This is a genomic window from Candidatus Berkiella aquae (assembly GCF_001431295.2).
Taxonomy (GTDB): Bacteria; Pseudomonadota; Gammaproteobacteria; order Berkiellales; family Berkiellaceae; genus Berkiella; species Berkiella aquae.
The window spans coordinates 1,538,356-1,560,145 of sequence record NZ_LKAJ02000001.1; the positions used below are offsets into that span (position 1 = coordinate 1,538,356).

Here is a 21,790-nt window from a genome sequence, read left to right on the forward strand (position 1 = left end):
GAGAGAGCTGCCGTCCGCCTTCGCTAAAGCTTCGGCGTGATTTTGTCTACCTTTATAGCATCCACAATTGCGGTTTTCAAAGCCTGTTGCTGCTCTTGTTGTGTGAGAGATTGTCCCGGATCTTGAAAAGTGATGTAAAACAAATCTTCTACTTTAGCGTCAAGTGTATTAATCATTGCGCTATTCACTCTAACATTGCACTGCACAAATGCTTTGGCAACTCGAGCGAGCAATCCTGGAAAATCGGGCGCATGTAAGGTGAGCATGGTTTGTTGTAGTGAATCGATATGTTGCATCTCAATGCTGAGCCGACCTTCAAAGAACTTTAAGGTACGCGTGATGTGTCGACTCACTGTAGGTAATTCAATGGAGCCTACAGGTGATTGTGTCAGGGGTGCTAACAAATCCTTCAGTGCTTTTTCAATAGCGGATAAGCGTTCGGGATTGCTGATAGGGTTACCTTGTTGTTCAAGGACAATATAGCTTTGTAAAGTATATTGATGAGTGGTTCTGCTAATTCGAGCCTGGACAATGTTGAGAAAGTTCTTTTCGAAAGTGGCACAGACACTGGCAAATAAATAAGGATCATCGGGGGCATAGATAAAAACATCGGTCCCTGCTTCATTTCGATGTGGTTTAATGGCAAAACTCACTGGCAAAGGTAAGGATTTTAAAATCACCTGAGTATGCCAGGCAATATGGCTGATACTTTCTAATTGAAAATAATGATTGCCAAATTTTTCCCATAATGCGCGCACACTCTGTGGATCGAGGCTGCTATCTTGGGTGAGTTGTGCCAACACTCGAGCTTGCTTACTAGCTGTATCAGATTTTGGCAAGTCAAATAGCTTTTCTGTTAGTGATTGCTTGGTTGAAAGATAAAGATCTCTCAATAGCGCACTTCGCCAATGGTTCCAAAGTGAGGGATTGGTCGCATAAATATCGGCAATAGTGAGTAAATACAGAAAATGCAAACGATTTAATGTTTTAACGGTAGTAGAAAATCGCGCAATGACGGTTGTATCCCAAATGTCTTGATGCTGTGCGACTTCTGACATGAGAAGATGATCATTCACCAACCAAGCCACCATCTCAGCATTTTCAGGAGAAAGACCATGCTCTAGACAAAATTGTTTTGCAATAATGGCGCCTTTGCCACTGTGATTACCGCCTTGCCCTTTACCAATATCATGGAGTAGTCCAGCTAAAAATAAAAGGCTAGGAGAAGCGATAGCTTCTTTTGCCGAAAAGACCAACGCAAAGTTGTGTAGGCCATTTTTTTCAAATAAGCATTCACAATTGCGAAGTACAAATAAAGTATGAGCATCAACGGTATAAAGATGGTAAAGATCATACTGCATTTGCCCAGTAAGAGGAGTCATTTCAGGTAAATATAATGACAAAAGCCCTAAACGATGCATTAACGACAATGCTTTAAAGACACCGCGATAACGTGAAATTATTTCAATAAAATAACGTCGACCTTGGGGGGTATAAAGCTTTTCTCTTGGTAATGATTGAGAAAATTCACGAATGAATCTTAATGAATTGGCTGAAAAAAATAAAATGTCATCATTATCAGCAAACAACACAAATAAATGCAGTAAATGTGCGGGGTGTTGTTGTAAGAAATGGCTATCAGAAATATCTAACGTTTTTTGAATTAAATGACAATAAGGAGTCAATGTTACTTTGGGTAATGAATGAAGATGGTTTGATTTTTCAGTGAGATATTGACATAAAATATCGGTTATTTCTCTAATTTCACTGACAGTTTGATAATATTGTTGCATGAAATGACTAATTTTATTGTTTAAATTATCACCGATACAGCCAAAAGCATCGGCTAGCTTTGCTTGATATTCAAAATAAAGTCGTTCACTTTTGCGCTCACAATATAAGTGTAGATAATAACGAATTTTCCATAATAAACGACTTGCTTGTGTTAGCCTGCGATATTCCATTTGATTGATATCATCATGAGTCAATAATAATTGCCAATCAGCTTGTTGATATTTTTTAAGTGCTATCCATGTGATAAAATCAATGTCTCTTAAGCCGCCAGGGCTTTCTTTAATGTTGGGTTCTAATCCATATTCCGTATTGTCAAATCGTTGATAGCGTGCTTGACGTTCTTGTATTTTAGCCGTCAGAAAGTGATCAAAGTGATAGAGTGAGGTAAGACTGGGTGTGAAGGATTGATAAAGATGGTTAGAGCCGCAGATAAAACGATGGGTAAGCAAATTAGTATAAAAATTTAGATCGGTTTTTGCATCAGTTAGGCAATCATTGAGTGTTCTGACACTTGAACCTACTTTGATACCACAATCCCAAATAGTTGAGATAAAAAGCGAAATTTTCTGTTCTAATGGTTCTGATAAAGGAGTTGGAGAAAGGAGTAAAATATCGGCATCTGAGCCTGGAAAAATACGACCTAAGCCATAACCTCCTAGTGCAATTAAAGTGAGAGATTCACCTGCTAATCCAACGCGCTGCCAACTCAGTTGTAATATCTCATCTAACCAGGTGGCGCGTTGTTGTAAGAATAATAAGATGTCAGTATGAGGGGCGAGATGGCTATCGAGTGATTGCAAATACTGTTCATGGGTTTGCTTAATAGAGCGCACCAAGTCTTGCAAGGCAAACGATGAGTGCGCTTTAAAAGCTGCTAAAAGCGAAAGAAAGGGTGGCTCCTTGCCAATAGGATTAGAGATCGGTTTCTTCCTTGCGTTTGGTTAATACTTCAAACCCGTCAGCGGTAACCAGTACGGTATGTTCCCACTGAGCAGATAAGCTATGATCTTTGGTGACGACGGTCCAATTGTCAGGTAGTAAACGCGTTTCTTTCTTACCAACGTTGAGCATAGGCTCAATGGTAAAAATCATGCCTTCTTCTAATCTTAAGCCTGTTTTAGCTTTGCCGTAGTGCAATACTTGAGGTTCTTCATGGAAAATTTTGCCAATACCATGTCCGCAATATTCACGTACAATTGAAAAATGATGTTGATGTGCATGTTCTTGAATAGCTGCGCCAATATCACCAAGATAATTACCTGCTTTGACTTGTTGGATCCCAAGTAGCATACATTCGCGCGTAATTTTAATTAAGCGAGCCGCTTTGACGGAAGGTTCGCCAATGGTAAACATTTTACTGGTATCACCATGATAACCGTCTTTAATAACGGTGATATCGATGTTGATAATATCGCCGTCTTTGAGCTTTTTCTCATTGGGGATCCCATGGCAGACGACGTGATTAATTGAGGTACAAATAGATTTAGGGAAGCCTTTATAATTCAAAGGGGCAGGAATGGCCTGCTGAACATTAACGATATAATTATGGCAAAGGGTATTGAGTTCATCGGTGCTAATCCCTGCTTTGACATAAGGACCTATCATATCAAGTACTTCGCCCGCTAAACGGCCTGCATTGCGCATTTTTTCTATGTCTTGTGGTGTTTTGATCGTAACTGCCATTTTTAGTTTCCTATCTCCTTCATATATGGTATAAAATCGCGCCGAAGTTGTGCAAATTATGGCACAATTTTAAGTTATGTAATTAGTATAAAACACACACATGTGTCGACACATCGTCCGGGGTGCTTTAAGAATACTCGAATCCTTACGGTAAGGGTACTGCTTGGAGTCGGAGGATGGGACGCATGGAGGATTAACCCCAAAGGAGAAAATCTCATGCCAACAATTACAATGCGTAATATGTTAGAAGCGGGCGTACATTTTGGTCACCAAACCAGATTCTGGGACCCCAAAATGAAGCCATATATCTATGGTGCTCGTAACAAAATTCACATCATCAATTTGGATAAAACCTTACCCTTATTCAACGAAGCTTTGAGCTTTATTCGTCGTGTAGCTTCACGCAATGGTAAAATTTTATTCGTTGGTACTAAAACTTGCGCAAGCAATATCATCAAAGAACAAGCAGAGCGCTGTGGTATGCCTTTCGTTAATTATCGCTGGTTAGGTGGTATGTTAACCAACTTTAAAACGGTTAAGCAGTCCATTAAGCGTTTACACGAACTTGAAGCAATGCGTGATGATGGCACCTTTGAAAAGCTCGTGAAAAAAGAAGCGCTTATGCGTGAGCGTGAAATGATCAAATTAGAGCGCAGTTTGGGCGGTATCAAGAACATGGATAGCCTACCAGATGCGATTTTTGTCATTGACGTGGGCCATGAGAAAATTGCGATTAAAGAAGCAAATAATCTTAGAATCCCTGTCGCAGGTGTCGTCGATACTAATAACAATCCAGCGGGTATTGATTACATTATTCCTGGTAACGATGATGCATTACGCTCTATTGAACTTTATGTTTCCAGTGTTGCGGATGTCATTTTAGAAGCAAGAAGTAATCTCAGCCATTCACAAGCAGAAGCTAGTGAGTATGTTGAACTTGAGAATGATCAAGAATAATTTGATATCAGTTGACACAAAGGGGGCCGTTGCCCCCTTTATTTTGAAGATGGAGAGAAACTAATGGCAGAACAAATTACCGCTGAAATGGTTAAATTATTACGTGAGCGCACTGGCGCAGGCATGATGGAATGCAAAAAAGCTTTAGTTGAAGCTAAAGGTGATATGGCTGTAGCAGAAGATCTCATCGCAAAATCCGGTAACAAAAAAGCAGATAAATCAGCTTCACGTACCGCAGCGCAAGGTCGTATTGCCATTGCAAATTCACATACCAACGCAGTGATGATAGAAATTAACTGTGAAACAGATTTTGTGGCACGCGATGATAGCTTTATTCAATTTTGCCAAGCTGTTGCCGATCTGGCTTTAGCCAAAGATTGCCAAGATGTTGAGTCATTATTAGCACTTCCTTTTGAAGGTGCAACCAGTGTTGAAGAAGCGCGAAAAGCGATTATCGTTCGTATTGGTGAAAATATCCAAATTCGACGTTTAACTTCCTATAAAGCACAAGCTAAACAGCGTATTGGTAGTTACATTCATAATGCCCGCATTGGTACTTTGGTATTAATCGAAGGTGGCAATGAAGAAATTGCTAAAGAATTAGCAATGCATATCGCGGCAATGAAACCGCAATTTATTGCGCCTAATGAAATTCCAGAAGCCATTGTTGCAAAAGAAAAAGAAATCTTTATGGAACGCGCTAAACAAAGTGGTAAACCTGATAATATCTTAGAAAAAATTGTCCAAGGACAATTGCAAAAATTTGCAGCTGAAATTTGCTTGTTGGGTCAACCCTTCTTCAAAGATCCTGACCAAACCATTGAAGCTGTATTAAAGCCTCTCAATGCAACCGTCATCTCCATGCTTCGATATGAAGTGGGTGAAGGTATTGAAGTGATTAAGAAAAGTTTTGAAGAAGAAGTGATGGAACAAGCTCGTGGGAGTAAACAATGAGTCAAGATCCTATCTATCAACGGATCCTGTTAAAGCTAAGTGGTGAAGCGTTAATGGGCGATGAGTCATTTGGGATTGACCCCAAAGTGCTCGATAGGATTGCAGACGAAGTTGGCGAACTCATTAAGTTGGGGGTTCAAGTTGGGATAGTGATTGGTGGGGGGAACCTTTGCCGCGGTAAATCACTATCAAAAGCAGGCCTTGGTCGCGTTTCTGGCGACCAAATGGGCATGTTGGCAACCGTGATGAATGCCATCGCCATGCGTGATGCGCTTGAGCGAGCAGGCCTTGCAACTCGCATTATGTCTGCTATCCCCATGACGGGGTTAGTAGACCACTATGACAGACGCAAAGCCATCCATCATTTGCAATTTGGTCGAGTGGTTATTTTTGCTGCCGGCACCGGTAACCCCTTAGTGACCACCGATTCTGCTGCCAGCTTAAGAGCAATTGAAACCCAAGCCGATGTTTTACTCAAAGCGACGAATGTAGATGGTATTTACTCTGCTGATCCTGCTATTGATCCTCATGCAACTTTGTATCAACGAATTACCTATGCAAAAGCATTGGAAAAAGAATTAGGTATCATGGATTTATCAGCATTTTGTCAATGTCGCGATCATGATATGCCAATACGCGTTTTTAATATTAATAACGCAGGGGCATTAGTGCGCATCGTGCAAGGTGAGCCAGAAGGAACCGTTGTGGAGCGAGGAAATCCAAATGATTAATGATGTTCAAAAAAATGCAAAAGAAAGAATGACCAAAAGTCTTCATTCTCTTGAAGAAGAATTATCAAAATTACGCGCAGGGCGTGCTAATCCTAGCATTTTAGAAGGTGTCGTTGTTTCTTATTATGGTACTGATACCCCGTTAACCCAAATGGCACAAATTGTGGTCGAAGGGGCGTTAATGCTAGCGGTTAAGCCGTTTGAAAAGCGTTTAGTGCCTGAAATTGAAAAGGCGATACGTGCTGCTGATCTAGGTCTTAATCCTGCAACCTCAGGTGATGTGATTCGTGTTCCTTTCCCTCCCTTGAGCGAAGAAAGACGTAAAGAACTCATTAAGAAAGTAAAAGCAGAAGTTGAGAATGCGAAAGTTGCTGTGCGCAATATTCGTCGTGATGCGAATCAAGAAATCAAAGATCTGCTTAAAGAGAAAGCAATTAGTGAAGATGAACAACGCAAAGCTGAAGAAGCAATGCAAAAACTAACCGATCAATATATTCATCAAGCTGATGCTATTTTAGCACGCAAAGAAAAAGATTTAATGGAGATTTAATCCATTAATACTTCGTATGCAAACCACCCAGGGTTAAAAGCAAGCGACAGCAATTTGCCTAATCATATTGCTGTCGTTATGGATGGGAATGGCCGTTGGGCAAAAGCAAGACATATCAGCCGTACTTTAGGTCATCGTAAAGGCGTTGAAAGTGCTAGGGAGATTATCTCAGCCTGTCAGCGATTTAATATTAAAGTATTAACCTTATTTGCTTTTGGTATGGAAAACTGGAAAAGGCCTAGCAAAGAAGTTCGTAATCTATTTCGACTCTTTTACCTGGTGCTTCGCAAAGATATTGCCCGTATTCACCAGGACAATATTCGCTTACGTATCATTGGCGACAGAACGATATTTGCACCTGCGCTAATTAATGCGATAAGCGACGCAGAAGCAATGACGGCACATAATACGGGACTCGTATTAAATATTGCGGTTAATTATAGTGGTCGTTGGGATCTACTCCAGGCTGTTAGAAAGGTTTGTCATACCCATCAAGCAAATGCCATGGAAATTACCGAAGCGGCTTTCACAGAGCATCTCTGTTTACATGCTTTACCAGAACCTGACTTATTTATAAGAACCGGTGGTGTACAGCGAATCAGTAATTTTATGTTGTGGGAACTTGCTTATACCGAATTTTTCTTTACACCCACACTTTGGCCGGATTTTACTTCTGATGAGTTGGCGGGAGCACTTGCAAGTTACGCAAAGTGTGAACGTCGCTTTGGATTAACAGGTGATCAGTTAGGTTAACTATGCTGAAATGGCGGATTTTAACAGCACTCATTTTAATTCCTTTCGTGTTATGGGGGATTTTGAGTCTGCAAGCAACGTCCTTTGCCGTACTATCAGCGATTATTTTGCTGATAGGAGCGCATGAATGGACAGCATTATGTCCATTTCCTAAATACACTCAGCAAGCAGTGTTTCTGGGATGTTATATTGCAATATTGTGCCTCTTATCTTATTTCAAACAACCTTATATTCTCTTTGCTGCTTTGATATTTTGGATAATAGCGGCCATTGGCTTGAGTCGTTATTCAAATAAACCTGTCAAATGGTTAAATGCTCCCCTTATCAAAGGGGCCATTGGTTTATTGTTATTGCCTAGCGCTTGGTATGGTTTAAATGTCATTCACCGCGCAGAAGAGGGACCGGTTTGGTTAATTATTTGCTTAGTGATTATCTGGGCAACAGATACCTTCGCTTATTTTACGGGAAGAATCATTGGCAAACGCCCGTTGGCGCCTTTCATCAGCCCGAAAAAGACAATAGAGGGTTTTTGGGGTGGGGTAATCGGGGCATTGTTGCTTGCCTTTATTGCTTTCTTTACCAACATGCTGCCGAGTCATCATTCCTTGGGTATTTGGTTAACGGTTGTACTGGGTACCATTTTGCTGGCGGTTGTCGGTGATCTATTTGAAAGTTTGATGAAAAGATTAGCGGGAGTGAAAGATAGCGGCAAATTATTGCCTGGCCATGGGGGCGTATTGGACAGATTAGATAGTTTAATTGCAGCAGCGCCCTTTTTTGCTTTAGCGATGTCTTGGATCCAGAGAAGCCTATGAAACCATCAGGTATTTGTATATTAGGCTCAACCGGTTCAATTGGGCAAAATACGTTAGCAGTGATTGCATTGCATCCAGAGCGTTTTAAAGTCATCGCTTTAACAGCGCATAATTCCGTTGATACATTATATGAGCAATGTTGCATTTTTAAACCTGCTTTTGCCGTGTTAATGGAACCGCAAGCTGCTAAAAATTTGCAAAGCAAGCTTACGCAGCAAGGTATATCGACTAAAGTCTTATGTGGCTTACAAGATTTATGTGAAGTGGTGTCATTACCTGAAGTCGATAAAGTGGTTGCCGCAATTGTCGGGGCTGCCGGATTGCTACCCACATTGAATGCAATCAAGGCAGGCAAGCAGATTTTATTGGCAAATAAAGAAGCGTTGATTATGGCGGGCGATTTATTTTTAGCCACCGCTTCACGTACCGGAGCAACGTTATTACCCGTTGATAGCGAACATAATGCCTTATTTCAATGTATGCCACCGGGTTATCAAACCGGTAGTCGCCCTCAAGGAGTTTCCCGATTAATTTTAACGGCTTCGGGTGGTCCATTCTTAAAAACAGCTAAATCGGCGTTTAAAGAAATTACCCCTGAAATGGCTTGCCAGCACCCTAATTGGAAAATGGGTAAGAAGATCACCGTTGATTGTGCAACGCTCATGAACAAAGGATTGGAAGTGATTGAGGCAAGCAAACTATTTTGTTTTAATCATGATGAAATTGATGTGGTGGTTCATCCCCAAAGTGTTATTCATTCTTTAGTAGAATACCATGATGGGTCGCAATTAGCGCAATTAGGAACACCAGATATGCGGATCCCCATTGCCAATTGTTTAGCGTGGCCAGAGCGCATTGCATCGGGTGCAACCCGGCTTTCATTAACGCAAGTAGCAGAGCTAACCTTCCTACCACCCGATGTTGATAAATTTAAATGCTTATCGTTAGCGTATAACGCCCTCTGTCTAGGCAAGGCCGCCCCTACTGTGCTTAACGCCAGTAATGAAGTTGCGGTGCAATCATTCTTACAGCAACAAATGTGTTTTTCACAGATACCTTCTATTATTGAGACGGTACTGCAAACATTTTATGATTTGGCGGCAAACTCACTTGAAGAGATTTTATTAGCCGATAAATTGGCAAGAGAAAGGACTTTTGATTTAATTCAAGCAGGTGCTTAGTTGAGCGGATTATTTACATCGATTATTGCTTTTATCGTTGCTATTGGCTTATTGGTCACATTTCATGAATTGGGGCATTTTTCACTAGCACGTCTTTTAGGGGTAAAAGTTCTACGCTTTTCAATAGGATTTGGTAAAACCTTATGGCGTTTTCAAGATCGTCATAAAACAGAGTATGTGATTGCTGCCTTGCCTTTAGGCGGTTATGTCAAAATGCTGGATGAACGTGAAGGTCCGGTTGCTGAACACGAAAAAAGCGCAGCTTTTAATCAAAAACCCCTATGGGCTCGTACTCTTATTGTACTTGCAGGCCCGGTCTTTAATTTTTTATTTGCCATCATTGCTTATTGGTTGATGTATATGATTGGCATCACAGGTCTTGCGCCAATCGTGGGGGAGTTAAAACCCCATTCAATCGCTGCCGTTGCAGGGTTAGAGCCTAAAGACGAGATCCTGAAAGTCGATGGTATTACCACCTCTAGTTGGCAACGTGTGACAAATCAATTACTGGCTCGCTTAGGTGATAAAGAAACCTTATCTATTGAGGTATTAAGAGATGGCCAACACGAAACATTGTCATTAAAGCTTGCTACTTGGCAATTAAAAGGAGATAGACCTGATCTTGTTGATGCATTAGGTATTATTCCTTATCAACCTCCTATTCCACCTTTAGTACACGAAGTGATTCCAGATGAACCTGCTGCAAAAGCTGGCATTCGCGCAGGGGATGTGATTATTGCTGTTAATCGTGAACCTATTTCAGCTTGGCAAGATTTTACCCGCGTTGTTGTTAAAAGCATTAATAAACCAATGATTTTAACCGTTAAGCGTCAAAATGAGACCCAAGACATCACCTTTAAACCACGTGCTCGTGAATCAGATACGGGCGAAATGATTGGTTATGCGGGAATCGTCGTTAAATCGGTAGAAATGCCGCCTGAACTACTACGTAAAGAACGCTTAGGTCCTATTGCGGCATTTGTTGAAGCGAATAAAAAGACAGCGGAGTATATCCGGCTTACATTTCGAGTCATTGCCAAAATGATTACGGGCGATGTTGGCCTAAAAACACTAAGTGGACCTTTAACAATTGCAGAAGGGGCGGGAGCATCGGCTTCATTTGGTATTCAATATTACCTAGGATTTTTAGCTCTAATCAGCATTAGCTTAGGGGTGTTGAATTTATTACCTATTCCTATTTTAGATGGTGGCCACCTACTTTATTTTCTCATTGAAGCTATTCAAGGAAAACCGGTCTCTGAAAGAGTACAGCTGTATGGTTTTAAACTGGGCATGCTATTGTTAATTTTCTTAATGTCGGTTGCGTTTTATAACGATTTAGCCCGTATATTTTGAAGGAACGACACAGAGTTACAGATGAGTTTGTAGTGGCGGGCGGCTGTGTCCACCATAATTAGTATATCAATAGGAATTAACTCAGGTATAATGGGGACGCTATTTTGGCGGCTTGAGGTCCAATCGTCTTATTAGCATTAGTTATAACTTTGTATCTTTGGAAATTTTTATGCAAAACAAAATTTATGTTGGTAACCTGAGTTACTCTCTTGATGAATCTTCACTGCGTACAGCGTTTGCTGAATTTGGTGAAATCACTGATTTAGCATTCCCGAAGGATCGCGTTACAGGCCGTCCACGTGGTTTTGCTTTCATTACTTTCAATGATGCAAGCAGTGCTGAAGCTGCCCTCAAGCTTGATGGCCAAGAATTATCAGGTCGCAAAGTCGTTGTTAAGTTTGCGCTTGAACGTAAAGCTGCTGGTGGTGCTGGCGGCGGCGCTGGTCGACGCAGCGAATCACGTTGGTAGAATAAGAATAATAAGTTAATTAAACTCCTTTCTACCGAGCAGGGTCATTTATTAAATCAAAATGATCCTGCTTATCGTCGACTACATTCACTCTAATTTTCAAATACAAATCTTCTCGAGACTTCAATTTATTTCCCGCTGTGTTAGTATGGCGCCTCTACTTGTTTAACATGCGCGAGTTGCATGCGAGAATAAAAATAAATATGAAAAGTCGTTGGTTGACTGCACTAGCAGCTGGTTTGCTTACAAACTATGCGGTATCTGTTCAAGGCTTTGAGCAATTTGTTGTCAAAGATATTCGTATAGAAGGTTTACAAAGAATTACCGAAGGAACGGTGTATAACTATTTGCCAGTGAATGTTGGTGAATCACTTGCGCCCGAAAAAACAGGTGAAATCCTAAGAGCACTTTTTGAAACCGGTTTTTTTCAAGACATCGAGTTAAAACGCGATGGAAATGTGCTGGTCGTTCAAGTCATAGAAAGACCGACCATCGGAAAAATCACTGTTTCCGGTAATAAAGAAATCACTGAAGAAAATTTATTATCCACCTTGAAGACTGCAGGCTTAGCGGAAGGTTATGTATTTGACCGTGCCATGCTGGAACAAGTACGTAATGAATTAGAACGATTATATTTTAGTCATGGTAAATATGCTGTCAAAGTAGATGCGACAGTTGAAGAGCAGCCGAATAATCGTGTCAATGTCAGCATTGCAATTGAGGAAGGTCAGGCTGCTCGCATAAAAACTATTAACTTGGTTGGTAATCATGCTTTCACGACAAGCGAGTTGCTTAAGTCGTTTACTTTATCACCAACGAATTACATGAGTTGGGTCTCACAAGCAGATCAATACGATAAACAAAAGCTTAGCGCAGACTTAGAAGCCTTACGCACATTTTATTTAGATAGGGGATATCTGAATTTTCGGATTATCTCAACACAAGTTGCTATAACGCCTGATAAACAAGACATCTACATTACCATTAACATGGAAGAAGGCGATGAATTTGTCCTATCTGGTTTTCAGTTAGCAGGTAATACTATTTTACCTGAAGCTGAATTATTATCCTTGGTTGAATTAAAAGACGGCGAAGTTTTTTCACGTGCTAAAGTGGCCAATGTGGTGAAAAAACTGTCTGATAGATTGGGCCAAGAAGGCTATGCCTTTGCAAAAGTAAATCCAGTACCGGATATTCAAGAGGCTGATAAAACCGTTAAATTAACGTTCTATATTGAGCCAGGTAATAAAATCTATGTTCGTAAAGTCATGTTTGAAGGCAATACGAAAACCAAAGATGAAGTGATCCGTCGTGAAATTATTCAGATGGAAAGCGCGCCGGTTAATACTAAATTTATCGAAGACTCCAAGTTACGTTTAAATAGAACAGGCTATTTTACCGATGTTAAAGTAGAAACGCGTCCTGTTTCAGGTACAACTGACGAAGTTGATATTGTGTTTACCGTCGAAGAGGCCTCGTCTGGGCAGCTAGGTGGTGGTGTTGGTTATTCTGACGTTGATGGCTTATTGTTTAATGCCAATATCAGTAATCGTAACTTTCTTGGTACCGGTAAAAGCGTTGATTTCAATTTCAATCGAAGTAAAGCTTACACGACTTACAACATGTCGTATAACAACCCTTACTATACCATTGATGGTATTAGCAGGGGCTTTAACATCTTCTATAGCGAAACAGATTTAGGTAAATCCACCAGCATTACCAACTACACGACAGATGCTTATGGCGCAAACATGAGCTACGGTATGCCTATTTCGCCGCATGACAGACTCACTTTCGGTTATGGTTTCCAATCAACGACGCTTGCGATTGGGGGTGTTCAAGTACCCATCGAGATTTTAGCCTTTGTTGCTGAAAATGGCACAAAGAGCAATGAAGTCACTATGGCGTTCGGTTGGATACATAACACATTCGATAGGATGGTATTTCCAGAAAATGGTTTGCAACAAGCAGCAGGAGCCACTTTCTCTGTACCTGGATCGCATTTAGAATATTATCGTTTGAGTTACAGTTTGCAGAAGTACCAAAGCTTATCACATGGCTTTATTGGTATGACATCGGCAACCTTAGGATATGGTAATGGTTATGGCAAAACCAATGGATTGCCATTTTATAAAAACTATTTTGCTGGCGGTACAAGAACCGTTAGGGGATTTGAAGAAAGCAGCTTAGGCCCAACTGATTCCTTAGGGAATCCATTTGGTGGTAACTTCCTAGCAACAGGAACCTTGGCTTTAATTTTCCCTAACTTTTTCATGCCGGATACGAAATCAGTGCGGTTAGCGTGGTTTCTAGATGGCGGCCAAGTTTATGATTTAGAAAATAGAGAAAGTCTCTTGTATCCAACGCAATCACGAAATCCTACGGGATTACGTTACTCAACTGGATTATCTTTGACGTGGATGTCACCGATTGCACCGTTAGTATTTAGTTTAGCTACACCGCTTAACGAACATGAAGGTGATAGAATACAAAAATTTGCGTTTACTTTTGGAACCGTCTTTTAAATGCCAAGGAGCATCATTGTGAAAAAATTAAAACATATTTTATTAGCATTGGGTTTAACTTGTTTAGCACCACTTGCACAAGCAACTGAAGCTAAAATTGGTGTGATTGATATGCGAGTAATTGTTAGCAATTCACCTCAAGCAAAAGCTGCGATGGAAAAACTGAAGAGCGAATTTAAAGCTCGTGAAGAAAAAATCATGGCGCAAGAAAAATCAGTAAAAGAAAAAGCTGAAAAACTACAAAGAAATAGCGCTGTCATGAGTGAAGCTGAAAAAGCTAAACTAGAAAAAGAAGTCATGGCAGGACAACGTGAATTACAACGTCTGCAAAATGAATATCGCGAAGATGCAGCAATGCGCCAGCAAGAAGAAATGAAGAAAGTCATTGATAAAGTGAGCGCTGCCATTGACGAAATCGCGAAAAAAGAAAAATACGATTTGATATTTGTTCGTGAAGCGGCACCTTTTGCTTCTAAACAAATGGACATTACCGACAAAGTATTAAAAGCGACAGCACCTAACGCATAATCATGAATAGTATTGAACATAAAGCAAAAATGATGCGCCCCAATGTGATGACATTGGGCGCTCTGGCACAGTTAACAGGCGCAACCCTAAAGGGTGATCCGAACGTTGAAGTGACTGGTGTAGGCACGACATCCAATGCAAAAGAAGGTGATATTACCTTTATAGCGGATGCAAAATATCGTGCAATGCTTGAGAAAACACAAGCAACAGCCGTCATTTTGACCGAGAAAGATATTGAGGCATGCAAAACCCATGCGCTTATCTGTCAAGATCCCAAATTGGTGTTTGCTAAAGTCGTTGAATGTTTGTATCCCAATCAATCAGTTCTGCCTTCAATCCATGAAAGTGCTGTTATTGGTAATGAGACCGATATACATCCTTTATCTTACATAGGCCCAAATTGTGTGATTGGTGATCGTGTCAGAATTGGTGCCAATGTCATTTTGCAAGCAGGCTGTTCAATTGGTAATGATACGGTCATCGACGAAAACACGATTTTGTATCCTCGTGTCACCATTTATCATGGTTGCCAGATTGGCAAAAACTGCACTATCCATTCAGGGGTTATTATCGGCAGTGATGGCTTTGGTTTTGTTAAAAATAAAGCGCATTGGGTACGAGTACCGCAAGTGGGTGGTGTTAAAATTGGCGATAGAGTAGAAATTGGCGCCAATACCACCATTGATAGAGGTGCAATTGAAGATACTGAAATTGGTAATGATGTCATCCTAGATAATCTGATTCAAATTGGTCATAACGTTAAAATTGGCGATAGCACAGCAATTGCAGCTTGTGTGGGTATTGCAGGCAGCACGACGTTAGGCAAACATTGTATGGTTGGCGGTGGAACACGGTTTAACGGTCACATCCATATTGGCGACTTTGTTCAAATTGTTGGTTGTTCAAACGTTGCCCAATCTATTTCGACTCCAGGAGCGTACGCTTCTGCTATAACGACAACCGATATCCATCAATGGAAGAAAAACCTCTTGAGATTTCATCGACTTGATCAATTAGCGGGTCGTGTAAAAGAAATCGAAAAAAAATTAAAAGAAAAGGAGGGTAGTTAAGTGATATTGGAAAGTAGAGTACTCAATATCCATGAACTGATTAAAATGTTACCGCATCGTTATCCTTTTTTAATGATTGATAAGGTGCTTGAGTATACAGAAGAGTCGCTTGTGGGCGTAAAGAATGTCACCATGAATGAACCTTGTTTCATGGGACATTTTCCAGAAAACCCTGTTATGCCAGGGGTGTTAATTACAGAAGCATTAGCGCAAGCAGGTGCTATTTTAGCTTACCTTAAAACAGGTAGTAGCCCAAAAGAACACTTATTTTTCCTTGCAGGAATTGATAACGCTAAATTTAAGCAAATGGTCATTCCAGGAGATCAATTAATCTTGGATGTGCAAATAGTGGGAAACAAAGGAAACTTTTGGAAGATCCATGGTGAAGCAAAAGTTGATGGAAAACTTGTTTGCTCGGTAGATATTTTAAGCGCAATGAGGAAGTTGGCCAGTGATCTCGGATAAAGCAATTATCGATAAGAGTGCAAAAATCGCTGCGAACGTCGAAATTTCTCCTTTTTCCATTATCGGAGCTGATGTGGAGATAGGCGAAGGAACTTGGATAGGCCCTCACACAGTTATCAATGGCCCGACCAAGATTGGTCGCAACAATAAAATATTTCAATTTTCATCGATTGGAGAAGATCCGCAAGATAAAAAATACGCGGGCGAGCCCACTCGATTGGAAGTCGGAGATAACAATACCTTTCGCGAATGTACGACGGTTTCAAGAGGAACGACCTCTGGAGGCGGGCTTACTAAAATTGGTAATGACAACTTATTCATGGCTTATGTACACATAGCGCATGATTGTCATGTTGGAAACTTTACAACGTTTTCTAATAATGCATCATTAGCAGGCCATGTTACGGTTGATGATCATGCCAATTTAGGTGGTTTTGTTGGCGTTCATCAATTTTGCAATATTGGCAGTCACTGCTTTTGTGCAGGTGGCAGTATTATCGTCAAAGACGTTTTACCCTTTATTACGGTTTCAGGACATCCTGCAGAAACCTATGGATTAAATGTTGAAGGGTTAAAAAGACGCGGCTTTACGCCAGATGATCTAACCGTGTTAAAACGTGCTTATAAGATTTTGTATCGACAAGGTCTAACGCTGGAAGAAGCGGTACATAAAATTGAAGCAATGATTCCTGAATGCAGACATATTCAAGTTATTGTTGATTTTATTAAGAAATCTAAGCGCGGCATAGCTCGCTAATGGAGGCTAAAGAGGAAAGTTTCCGCTTTGGATTGGTCGCTGGTGAAGAATCAGGTGACATCTTAGGCGCAGATTTAATCTTAGCCTTAAAAAAAATATATCCCCAAGCTACGTTTATTGGCATTGGTGGTGCGCGTATGATTGCAGCAGGAATGGAAAGTCTTTATCCACTTGAAAGACTCTCGGTCATGGGCTTTATTGAGCCCCTGAAGAGACTTCCTGAGCTGCTTAAAATAAGAAGCCATTTAAAGAAATATTTCATACAACAACCACCTGCTGTCTTTATTGGCATTGACGCTCCTGATTTTAATTTGTCGCTTGAGCATTCTCTAAAAAAACAGGGTATTCGCACTGTACATTACGTAAGCCCAACCGTATGGGCATGGCGCAAAGGAAGAATTCATAAGATTAAAAAAGCGATTAATCGAATGCTATGTCTATTTCCCTTTGAAACCCAAATTTATCAAACTCATTTGGTGCCCAATACTTGTGTGGGGCATCCATTGGCCGATGTTATACCGTTGCATTTTTCGCAAGCGCAAGCACGCAGTCAGCTTGATTTAGCACAGGATAAGAAAATAGTTGCACTATTACCGGGTAGTCGCCGTCAAGAACTTGTCTATTTAGCTAAAGATTTTATCGAAACAGCCAGGTGGTTAAAAAAGAAAATTACTGATATTGAATTTATTTCCCCTAGTGCTAACGAGAACACGCAAGCACAATTTCAAGAATATCTACAAGCTTATGACGATATTACCATCAAATTATACCAAGGAAATGCGCGTACTGTGATGGCAGCGGCTGATGTGGTATTAACTGTATCGGGCACAGCTTCACTAGAAGCAATGCTGGTAAAAAGACCCACGATTGTTGCTTATAAAATGTCGAAATGGGGTTTTGCCCTAGCCAAAAGATTGATCAAAGTACCTTATATTGCATTACCCAATTTGCTCGCAGGCAAATTACTGATGAAAGAATTTATTCAGGATGAGGTTAAGCCAGCGGCAATGGGAAGTGCTATTTTAGAATATTTACAAAACCCTGAGCTTTCAAAAGAAGTGAGTCAGCATTTTTTGACCCTTCATCAATCTCTCAGAAAAAACGCAGGGTTAACTGCTGCTAATGCTATTGTAGATGTAATCAAGGAAAACAGATGACAATCATTGCAGGTGTTGATGAAGTCGGTCGGGGTCCGTTAGCAGGACCCGTATTAGCGGCGGCAGTGATTCTGAATAACCGCAAACCGATTGAAGGGTTACGCGACTCTAAAAAACTGACCGATAAAAAGCGTGAAGAGCTTGCTCATCTCATTAAGCAACAAGCTAGATGTTGGGCTATTGGTATTGCAAGTGTTCCTGAGATTGATAGCGTCAATATTTTAAATGCGTCATTGTTAGCAATGAAAAGAGCAATAGAAAATTTAAGTCTTACGCCAAAACTGGCATTGATTGATGGAAATCGTTGCCCTAACCTTATTATCAAAAGTGAAGCCATTATAGGTGGAGATGATCTCATTGCTGAAATCAGCGCAGCGTCTATCATTGCAAAGGTTGCGCGGGATAAAATTATGAGTTATTTCGATAAATCCTATCCAGATTTTGGGTTCGGTCAGCACAAAGGTTATGGCACACAAAAGCATTTATTAGCTTTACAAAAGCATGGTGTAACACCATTACATCGAAAAAGTTTTGCCCCCGTTAAGGCGCTTTGCTTAGAAGTGGGTTAATCATGACATCGTTCGTCCATCTTAGTTTGCATAGCGAATATTCGATTGTCGATAGTATCGTACAAATCCCGGAATTGTGTGCAAAAGCAAAAGCATATGGCATGCCAGCGGTTGCTGTCACCGATGTCGCGAATTTGTTTTGCATGGTTAAATTCTATAAAGGTTGTTTGCAGCAGGGCATTAAGCCTATTGTCGGCGCTGAAATTGCTATTGAAAATGAGGAACAACCAAACGAATATTATAAACTGATATTGCTCTGTCAAAATATGCAAGGGTATTGGAACCTAACTCGCTTGATTAGCTTAACCTATCAAGAAGGAGAAAGGCTTTCTGTGCCATTAGCCAAAAAGCAGTGGATTATTGAGCATGCAGACGGCTTAATCGCTTTATCAGGTGCTAAAGCCGGTGATATTGGTCAAGCCATACTGCAAAATTCTCTTTTTAAAGCAAATGCTTTTTTAAATGATTGGATGAAAGCATTTCCGGGTCGTTTTTATCTTGAAATACAACGAACCAATCGTGCAAATGAACAAATTTACGAAAAACATGTTTTAGCCTTAGCAGAACAACATCAATGCCCGATTGTGGCAACCAATGATGTGGTTTTTCTTGCAGCAGATGATGTTGAAGCTCACACGGCGCGTGTCTGTATTCAAGAAGGTACGACTTTAGAGCAATCAGCACAATCCAATCGCTATTCTAACGAACAGTATTTTAAATCGCCCGAAGAAATGACGGCATTATTCGCTGATTTGCCACAAGCGATCGAAAATACGATTAATATTGCTAAACGTTGTTCTTTAGCACTGACACTAGATAAGACCGTTTTACCCTCATTTCCGGTGCCCGAGGAGATGTCAGAGGAATCTTATTTAGAAAAGGCATCCGTAGATGGTTTGCATCAACGTTTAGTGCAAATATTTGCCTTAAAACAAATCCCAGAAGATCAGCAAGCGCAAATGACGCAAACCTATTTGGAGCGATTGCACCTTGAATTGCGAGTGATTAACTCCATGGGATTTCCAGGCTATTTTTTAATTGTCTCTGATTTTATTCAATGGGCAAAATTAAATCATATCCCCGTTGGACCAGGACGAGGTTCGGGCGCGGGTTCTTTAGTGGCGTATGCCTTAGCAATCACTGATTTGGATCCTATTGAGTATGAGTTGCTATTTGAGAGATTCTTAAATCCAGAACGGGTCTCGATGCCTGACTTTGATATCGATTTCTGCATGGATAATCGCGATCGCGTTATTGAGTACGTTGCTAAGCGCTATGGACGCCATAATGTGTCTCAGATTGCCACATTTGGCACGATGGCAGCAAAAGCGGTTATACGAGATGTTGGACGGGTTTTGGGTCATCCCTATGGATTCGTTGATAAAATTGCCAAGTTAATTCCCTTTGAAATTGGCATGACCTTGGAAAAAGCCCTAGCTCAAGAGCAAACCTTACAAAAACGCTATCAAGAAGAGGAAGAAGTAAAAACCTTAATTGATCTTGCTAGCAAGTTAGAGGGAACAACCCGAAATGTCGGTAAACATGCGGGCGGGGTCGTCATTGCACCGTCGGCGTTAACCGATTTTGCCCCCCTTTATTGTGAAAAAAACAGCAATCAAGTTGTTATTCAATTTGACAAAGATGACGTTGAAACCATTGGTTTGATTAAATTTGACTTTTTAGGCCTGCGAACTTTAACAGTCATTGATTGGGCGATAAAAAATGCCAATGCAATTTTACAAGCACGTGGCGAACCAAATGTTGATATTCAATCGATAAGACTCGATGATGCAATGACTTTTGATTTATTGAAGCGCTGTGCAACGACAGCCGTTTTTCAGTTAGAGTCAAGAGGCATGAAAGAATTGATCAAACGGTTGCAGCCTGATCAATTTGAAGAAATTATCGCTTTGGTTGCGTTATTTAGACCAGGTCCTTTGCAATCAGGGATGGTTGATGACTTCATTAACCGTAAACATAAACGCCAGAAGGTAGAGTACCCACATCCTGCCATTGAACCCATATTGAAACCAACCTACGGTGTTATTTTATATCAAGAACAGGTAATGCAAATTGCTCAGACGTTAGCGGGCTATACGCTAGGGGGTGCTGATTTACTGAGAAGAGCAATGGGTAAAAAGAAACCTGAAGAAATGGCGCAGCAACGGACCATTTTTACAGAAGGTTCTGTGGCAAATGGTGTTGATGAAAAAACAGCTACCTATATTTTCGATTTAATGGAAAAATTTGCAGGTTACGGTTTCAACAAATCTCACTCCGCAGCGTATGCTCTAGTCTCCTATCAAACAGCGTGGCTTAAAGCACATTACCCTAGTGCATTTATGGCGGCAGTGCTTTCTGCAGATATGAGCCATACGGATAAGATTGTCACATTAATTGAAGAATGTAAGCATTGTCAGCTTAAAGTATTACCCCCTCATATTAATGAAAGTTTTTACGCATTTACGGTCAATTTCCAAAATGAAATTGTTTATGGGCTTGGAGCCATAAAAGGGGTTGGGGAAGCTGCTATTTTGCATATTCTTGAAGTAAGAGAGCAAGGCGCTTTCAAAAACATATTTGAACTTTGTGAACGCGTTGATAATAAAAAGGTGAATAAACGCGTTTTAGAAGCGCTTATCAAATCGGGTGCTTTTGACTGTTTCTTGCAAGAACGTTCTTTAATGATGGCAATATTAGATGCTGCAATGTTGCAAGCTGTTCAACAAGCAAAGAATAATACTCATGGCCAGCATGATTTATTCCAACATATCGAAGAGACAAAAGAGATAAATATTCCAACCAATATTAATCCTTGGACTCAAGAAGAGAAATTACAAGCTGAGAATGAATCGTTAGGCATGTATTTCTCTGGTCATCCTATATTATTGGTTCAAGATGAATTACAAAAATTTGGTGTGTCCAAATTTAGTAAGGTCGTCATCAATAAGAAGGAACAAAAATCGCTTATAGCAGGTATTGTTTTGTCGATTAAAACAATGCAAACCAAAAATGGTGAAAGAATGGCCATCATTGGTTTTGATGAAGGCGATGAACGATTTGAGGTGGCAATTTTTCCTCAAACCTATCAAACATGCAGAGATTTATTAGTAAAAGATCAACTCTTAATCATTGAAGGCAACATCACCGTGGATCCAGCGAGTGGGTCACGTAAGATCCGTGCTCAAAATCTTTATGGATTAGATGCTGCAAGAGAAATGTATGCAAAGGCAATTATTGTTAAGATTTCGAATGATGTTAAGGAAAACAGTTTGGAAATGTTGAAAGAATGTTTAACATTTTATGAACGCGGTAATTGCCCTATTTATGTTGAATATCAAAATCAAAATGCAAAAGTAAAAATTAAATTAGGCCAGCAATGGAATGTGAAACCTTCTCAGGAACTTGTCTTGCATATTAATACGGCATTAGAGGCACAAGCTGCAACGATTGCATATTAATGTAGTTATCATTTC

The 21,790-nt window shown here is 40.4% G+C and carries 19 protein-coding genes; 17 read left to right on the forward strand and 2 right to left on the reverse strand.

The annotated features are described in order from the left end of the window. Positions 1–23 precede the first annotated feature (23 nt). Together glnD and map are read right to left on the reverse strand one after the other, a co-directional pair. Positions 24–2,627 (reverse strand): [protein-PII] uridylyltransferase, encoded by a 2,604-nt coding sequence (gene glnD, locus HT99x_RS06890; protein ID WP_259565872.1) that lies wholly within the window; start codon positions 2,625–2,627, stop codon positions 24–26. Positions 2,628–2,706: 79 nt separating this feature from the next. Continuing rightward, positions 2,707–3,477, reverse strand: a complete 771-nt coding sequence (map, locus tag HT99x_RS06895) for a type I methionyl aminopeptidase (RefSeq protein ID WP_075066361.1) — start codon at positions 3,475–3,477, stop codon at positions 2,707–2,709. 216 nt (positions 3,478–3,693) lie between these two features. Between map and rpsB the strand changes: the two genes are divergently transcribed. From rpsB to dnaE, 17 genes are all read left to right on the forward strand, one after another. Then, entirely contained in the window at positions 3,694–4,434 is a 741-nt protein-coding gene (gene rpsB / locus HT99x_RS06900; protein ID WP_083482874.1) for a 30S ribosomal protein S2, read from the forward strand. A gap of 63 nt (positions 4,435–4,497) precedes the next feature. Further along, a complete protein-coding gene (tsf, locus tag HT99x_RS06905) occupies positions 4,498–5,388 on the forward strand; it encodes a translation elongation factor Ts (protein ID WP_075066360.1) in 891 nt (296 codons plus the stop codon). Then, on the forward strand, positions 5,385–6,119 hold the full coding sequence (gene pyrH, locus HT99x_RS06910) for a UMP kinase (RefSeq protein WP_075066359.1): 735 nt from the start codon (positions 5,385–5,387) through the stop codon (positions 6,117–6,119). Before tsf ends, pyrH begins: the two co-directional genes overlap by 4 nt. Next, positions 6,112–6,669: a ribosome recycling factor gene (frr, locus tag HT99x_RS06915; protein WP_075066358.1), complete on the forward strand. Its 558-nt coding sequence runs from the start codon at positions 6,112–6,114 to the stop codon at positions 6,667–6,669. Before pyrH ends, frr begins: the two co-directional genes overlap by 8 nt. Before the next feature lie 54 nt (positions 6,670–6,723). Beyond that, positions 6,724–7,422 carry a polyprenyl diphosphate synthase gene (uppS, locus tag HT99x_RS06920; RefSeq protein ID WP_075066357.1) on the forward strand — a complete coding sequence of 233 codons (699 nt, stop codon included), beginning with the start codon at positions 6,724–6,726 and terminating at the stop codon, positions 7,420–7,422. A 2-nt stretch (positions 7,423–7,424) separates the two neighbouring features. After that, positions 7,425–8,237: a phosphatidate cytidylyltransferase gene (locus HT99x_RS06925; RefSeq protein WP_075066356.1), complete on the forward strand. Its 813-nt coding sequence runs from the start codon at positions 7,425–7,427 to the stop codon at positions 8,235–8,237. Continuing rightward, a complete protein-coding gene (gene ispC, locus HT99x_RS06930) occupies positions 8,234–9,418 on the forward strand; it encodes a 1-deoxy-D-xylulose-5-phosphate reductoisomerase (RefSeq protein WP_075066355.1) in 1,185 nt (394 codons plus the stop codon). The genes HT99x_RS06925 and ispC overlap by 4 nt, the downstream gene beginning before the upstream one ends. Next, a complete protein-coding gene (gene rseP, locus HT99x_RS06935) occupies positions 9,419–10,774 on the forward strand; it encodes a sigma E protease regulator RseP (RefSeq protein WP_075066354.1) in 1,356 nt (451 codons plus the stop codon). A gap of 169 nt (positions 10,775–10,943) precedes the next feature. After that, positions 10,944–11,243: a hypothetical protein gene (locus HT99x_RS06940; protein WP_075066353.1), complete on the forward strand. Its 300-nt coding sequence runs from the start codon at positions 10,944–10,946 to the stop codon at positions 11,241–11,243. A gap of 203 nt (positions 11,244–11,446) precedes the next feature. Further along, positions 11,447–13,768: an outer membrane protein assembly factor BamA gene (bamA, locus tag HT99x_RS06945; RefSeq protein WP_075066445.1), complete on the forward strand. Its 2,322-nt coding sequence runs from the start codon at positions 11,447–11,449 to the stop codon at positions 13,766–13,768. An 18-nt stretch (positions 13,769–13,786) separates the two neighbouring features. Beyond that, on the forward strand, positions 13,787–14,296 hold the full coding sequence (locus HT99x_RS06950) for an OmpH family outer membrane protein (RefSeq protein ID WP_075066352.1): 510 nt from the start codon (positions 13,787–13,789) through the stop codon (positions 14,294–14,296). Between the two features lie 2 nt (positions 14,297–14,298). Further along, positions 14,299–15,366, forward strand: coding sequence for a UDP-3-O-(3-hydroxymyristoyl)glucosamine N-acyltransferase (lpxD, locus tag HT99x_RS06955; protein WP_083482870.1), 1,068 nt, complete (start codon positions 14,299–14,301; stop codon positions 15,364–15,366). Continuing rightward, positions 15,367–15,831: a 3-hydroxyacyl-ACP dehydratase FabZ gene (gene fabZ, locus HT99x_RS06960; protein ID WP_445971432.1), complete on the forward strand. Its 465-nt coding sequence runs from the start codon at positions 15,367–15,369 to the stop codon at positions 15,829–15,831. Further along, positions 15,818–16,588, forward strand: coding sequence for an acyl-ACP--UDP-N-acetylglucosamine O-acyltransferase (gene lpxA, locus HT99x_RS06965; RefSeq protein WP_075066351.1), 771 nt, complete (start codon positions 15,818–15,820; stop codon positions 16,586–16,588). Before fabZ ends, lpxA begins: the two co-directional genes overlap by 14 nt. Further along, entirely contained in the window at positions 16,588–17,745 is a 1,158-nt protein-coding gene (gene lpxB / locus HT99x_RS06970) for a lipid-A-disaccharide synthase (RefSeq protein WP_075066350.1), read from the forward strand. The genes lpxA and lpxB overlap by 1 nt, the downstream gene beginning before the upstream one ends. Further along, entirely contained in the window at positions 17,742–18,314 is a 573-nt protein-coding gene (gene rnhB, locus HT99x_RS06975) for a ribonuclease HII (protein WP_075066349.1), read from the forward strand. The genes lpxB and rnhB overlap by 4 nt, the downstream gene beginning before the upstream one ends. Beyond that, entirely contained in the window at positions 18,314–21,775 is a 3,462-nt protein-coding gene (gene dnaE / locus HT99x_RS06980) for a DNA polymerase III subunit alpha (RefSeq protein ID WP_102134645.1), read from the forward strand. Before rnhB ends, dnaE begins: the two co-directional genes overlap by 1 nt. Positions 21,776–21,790 lie beyond the last annotated feature (15 nt).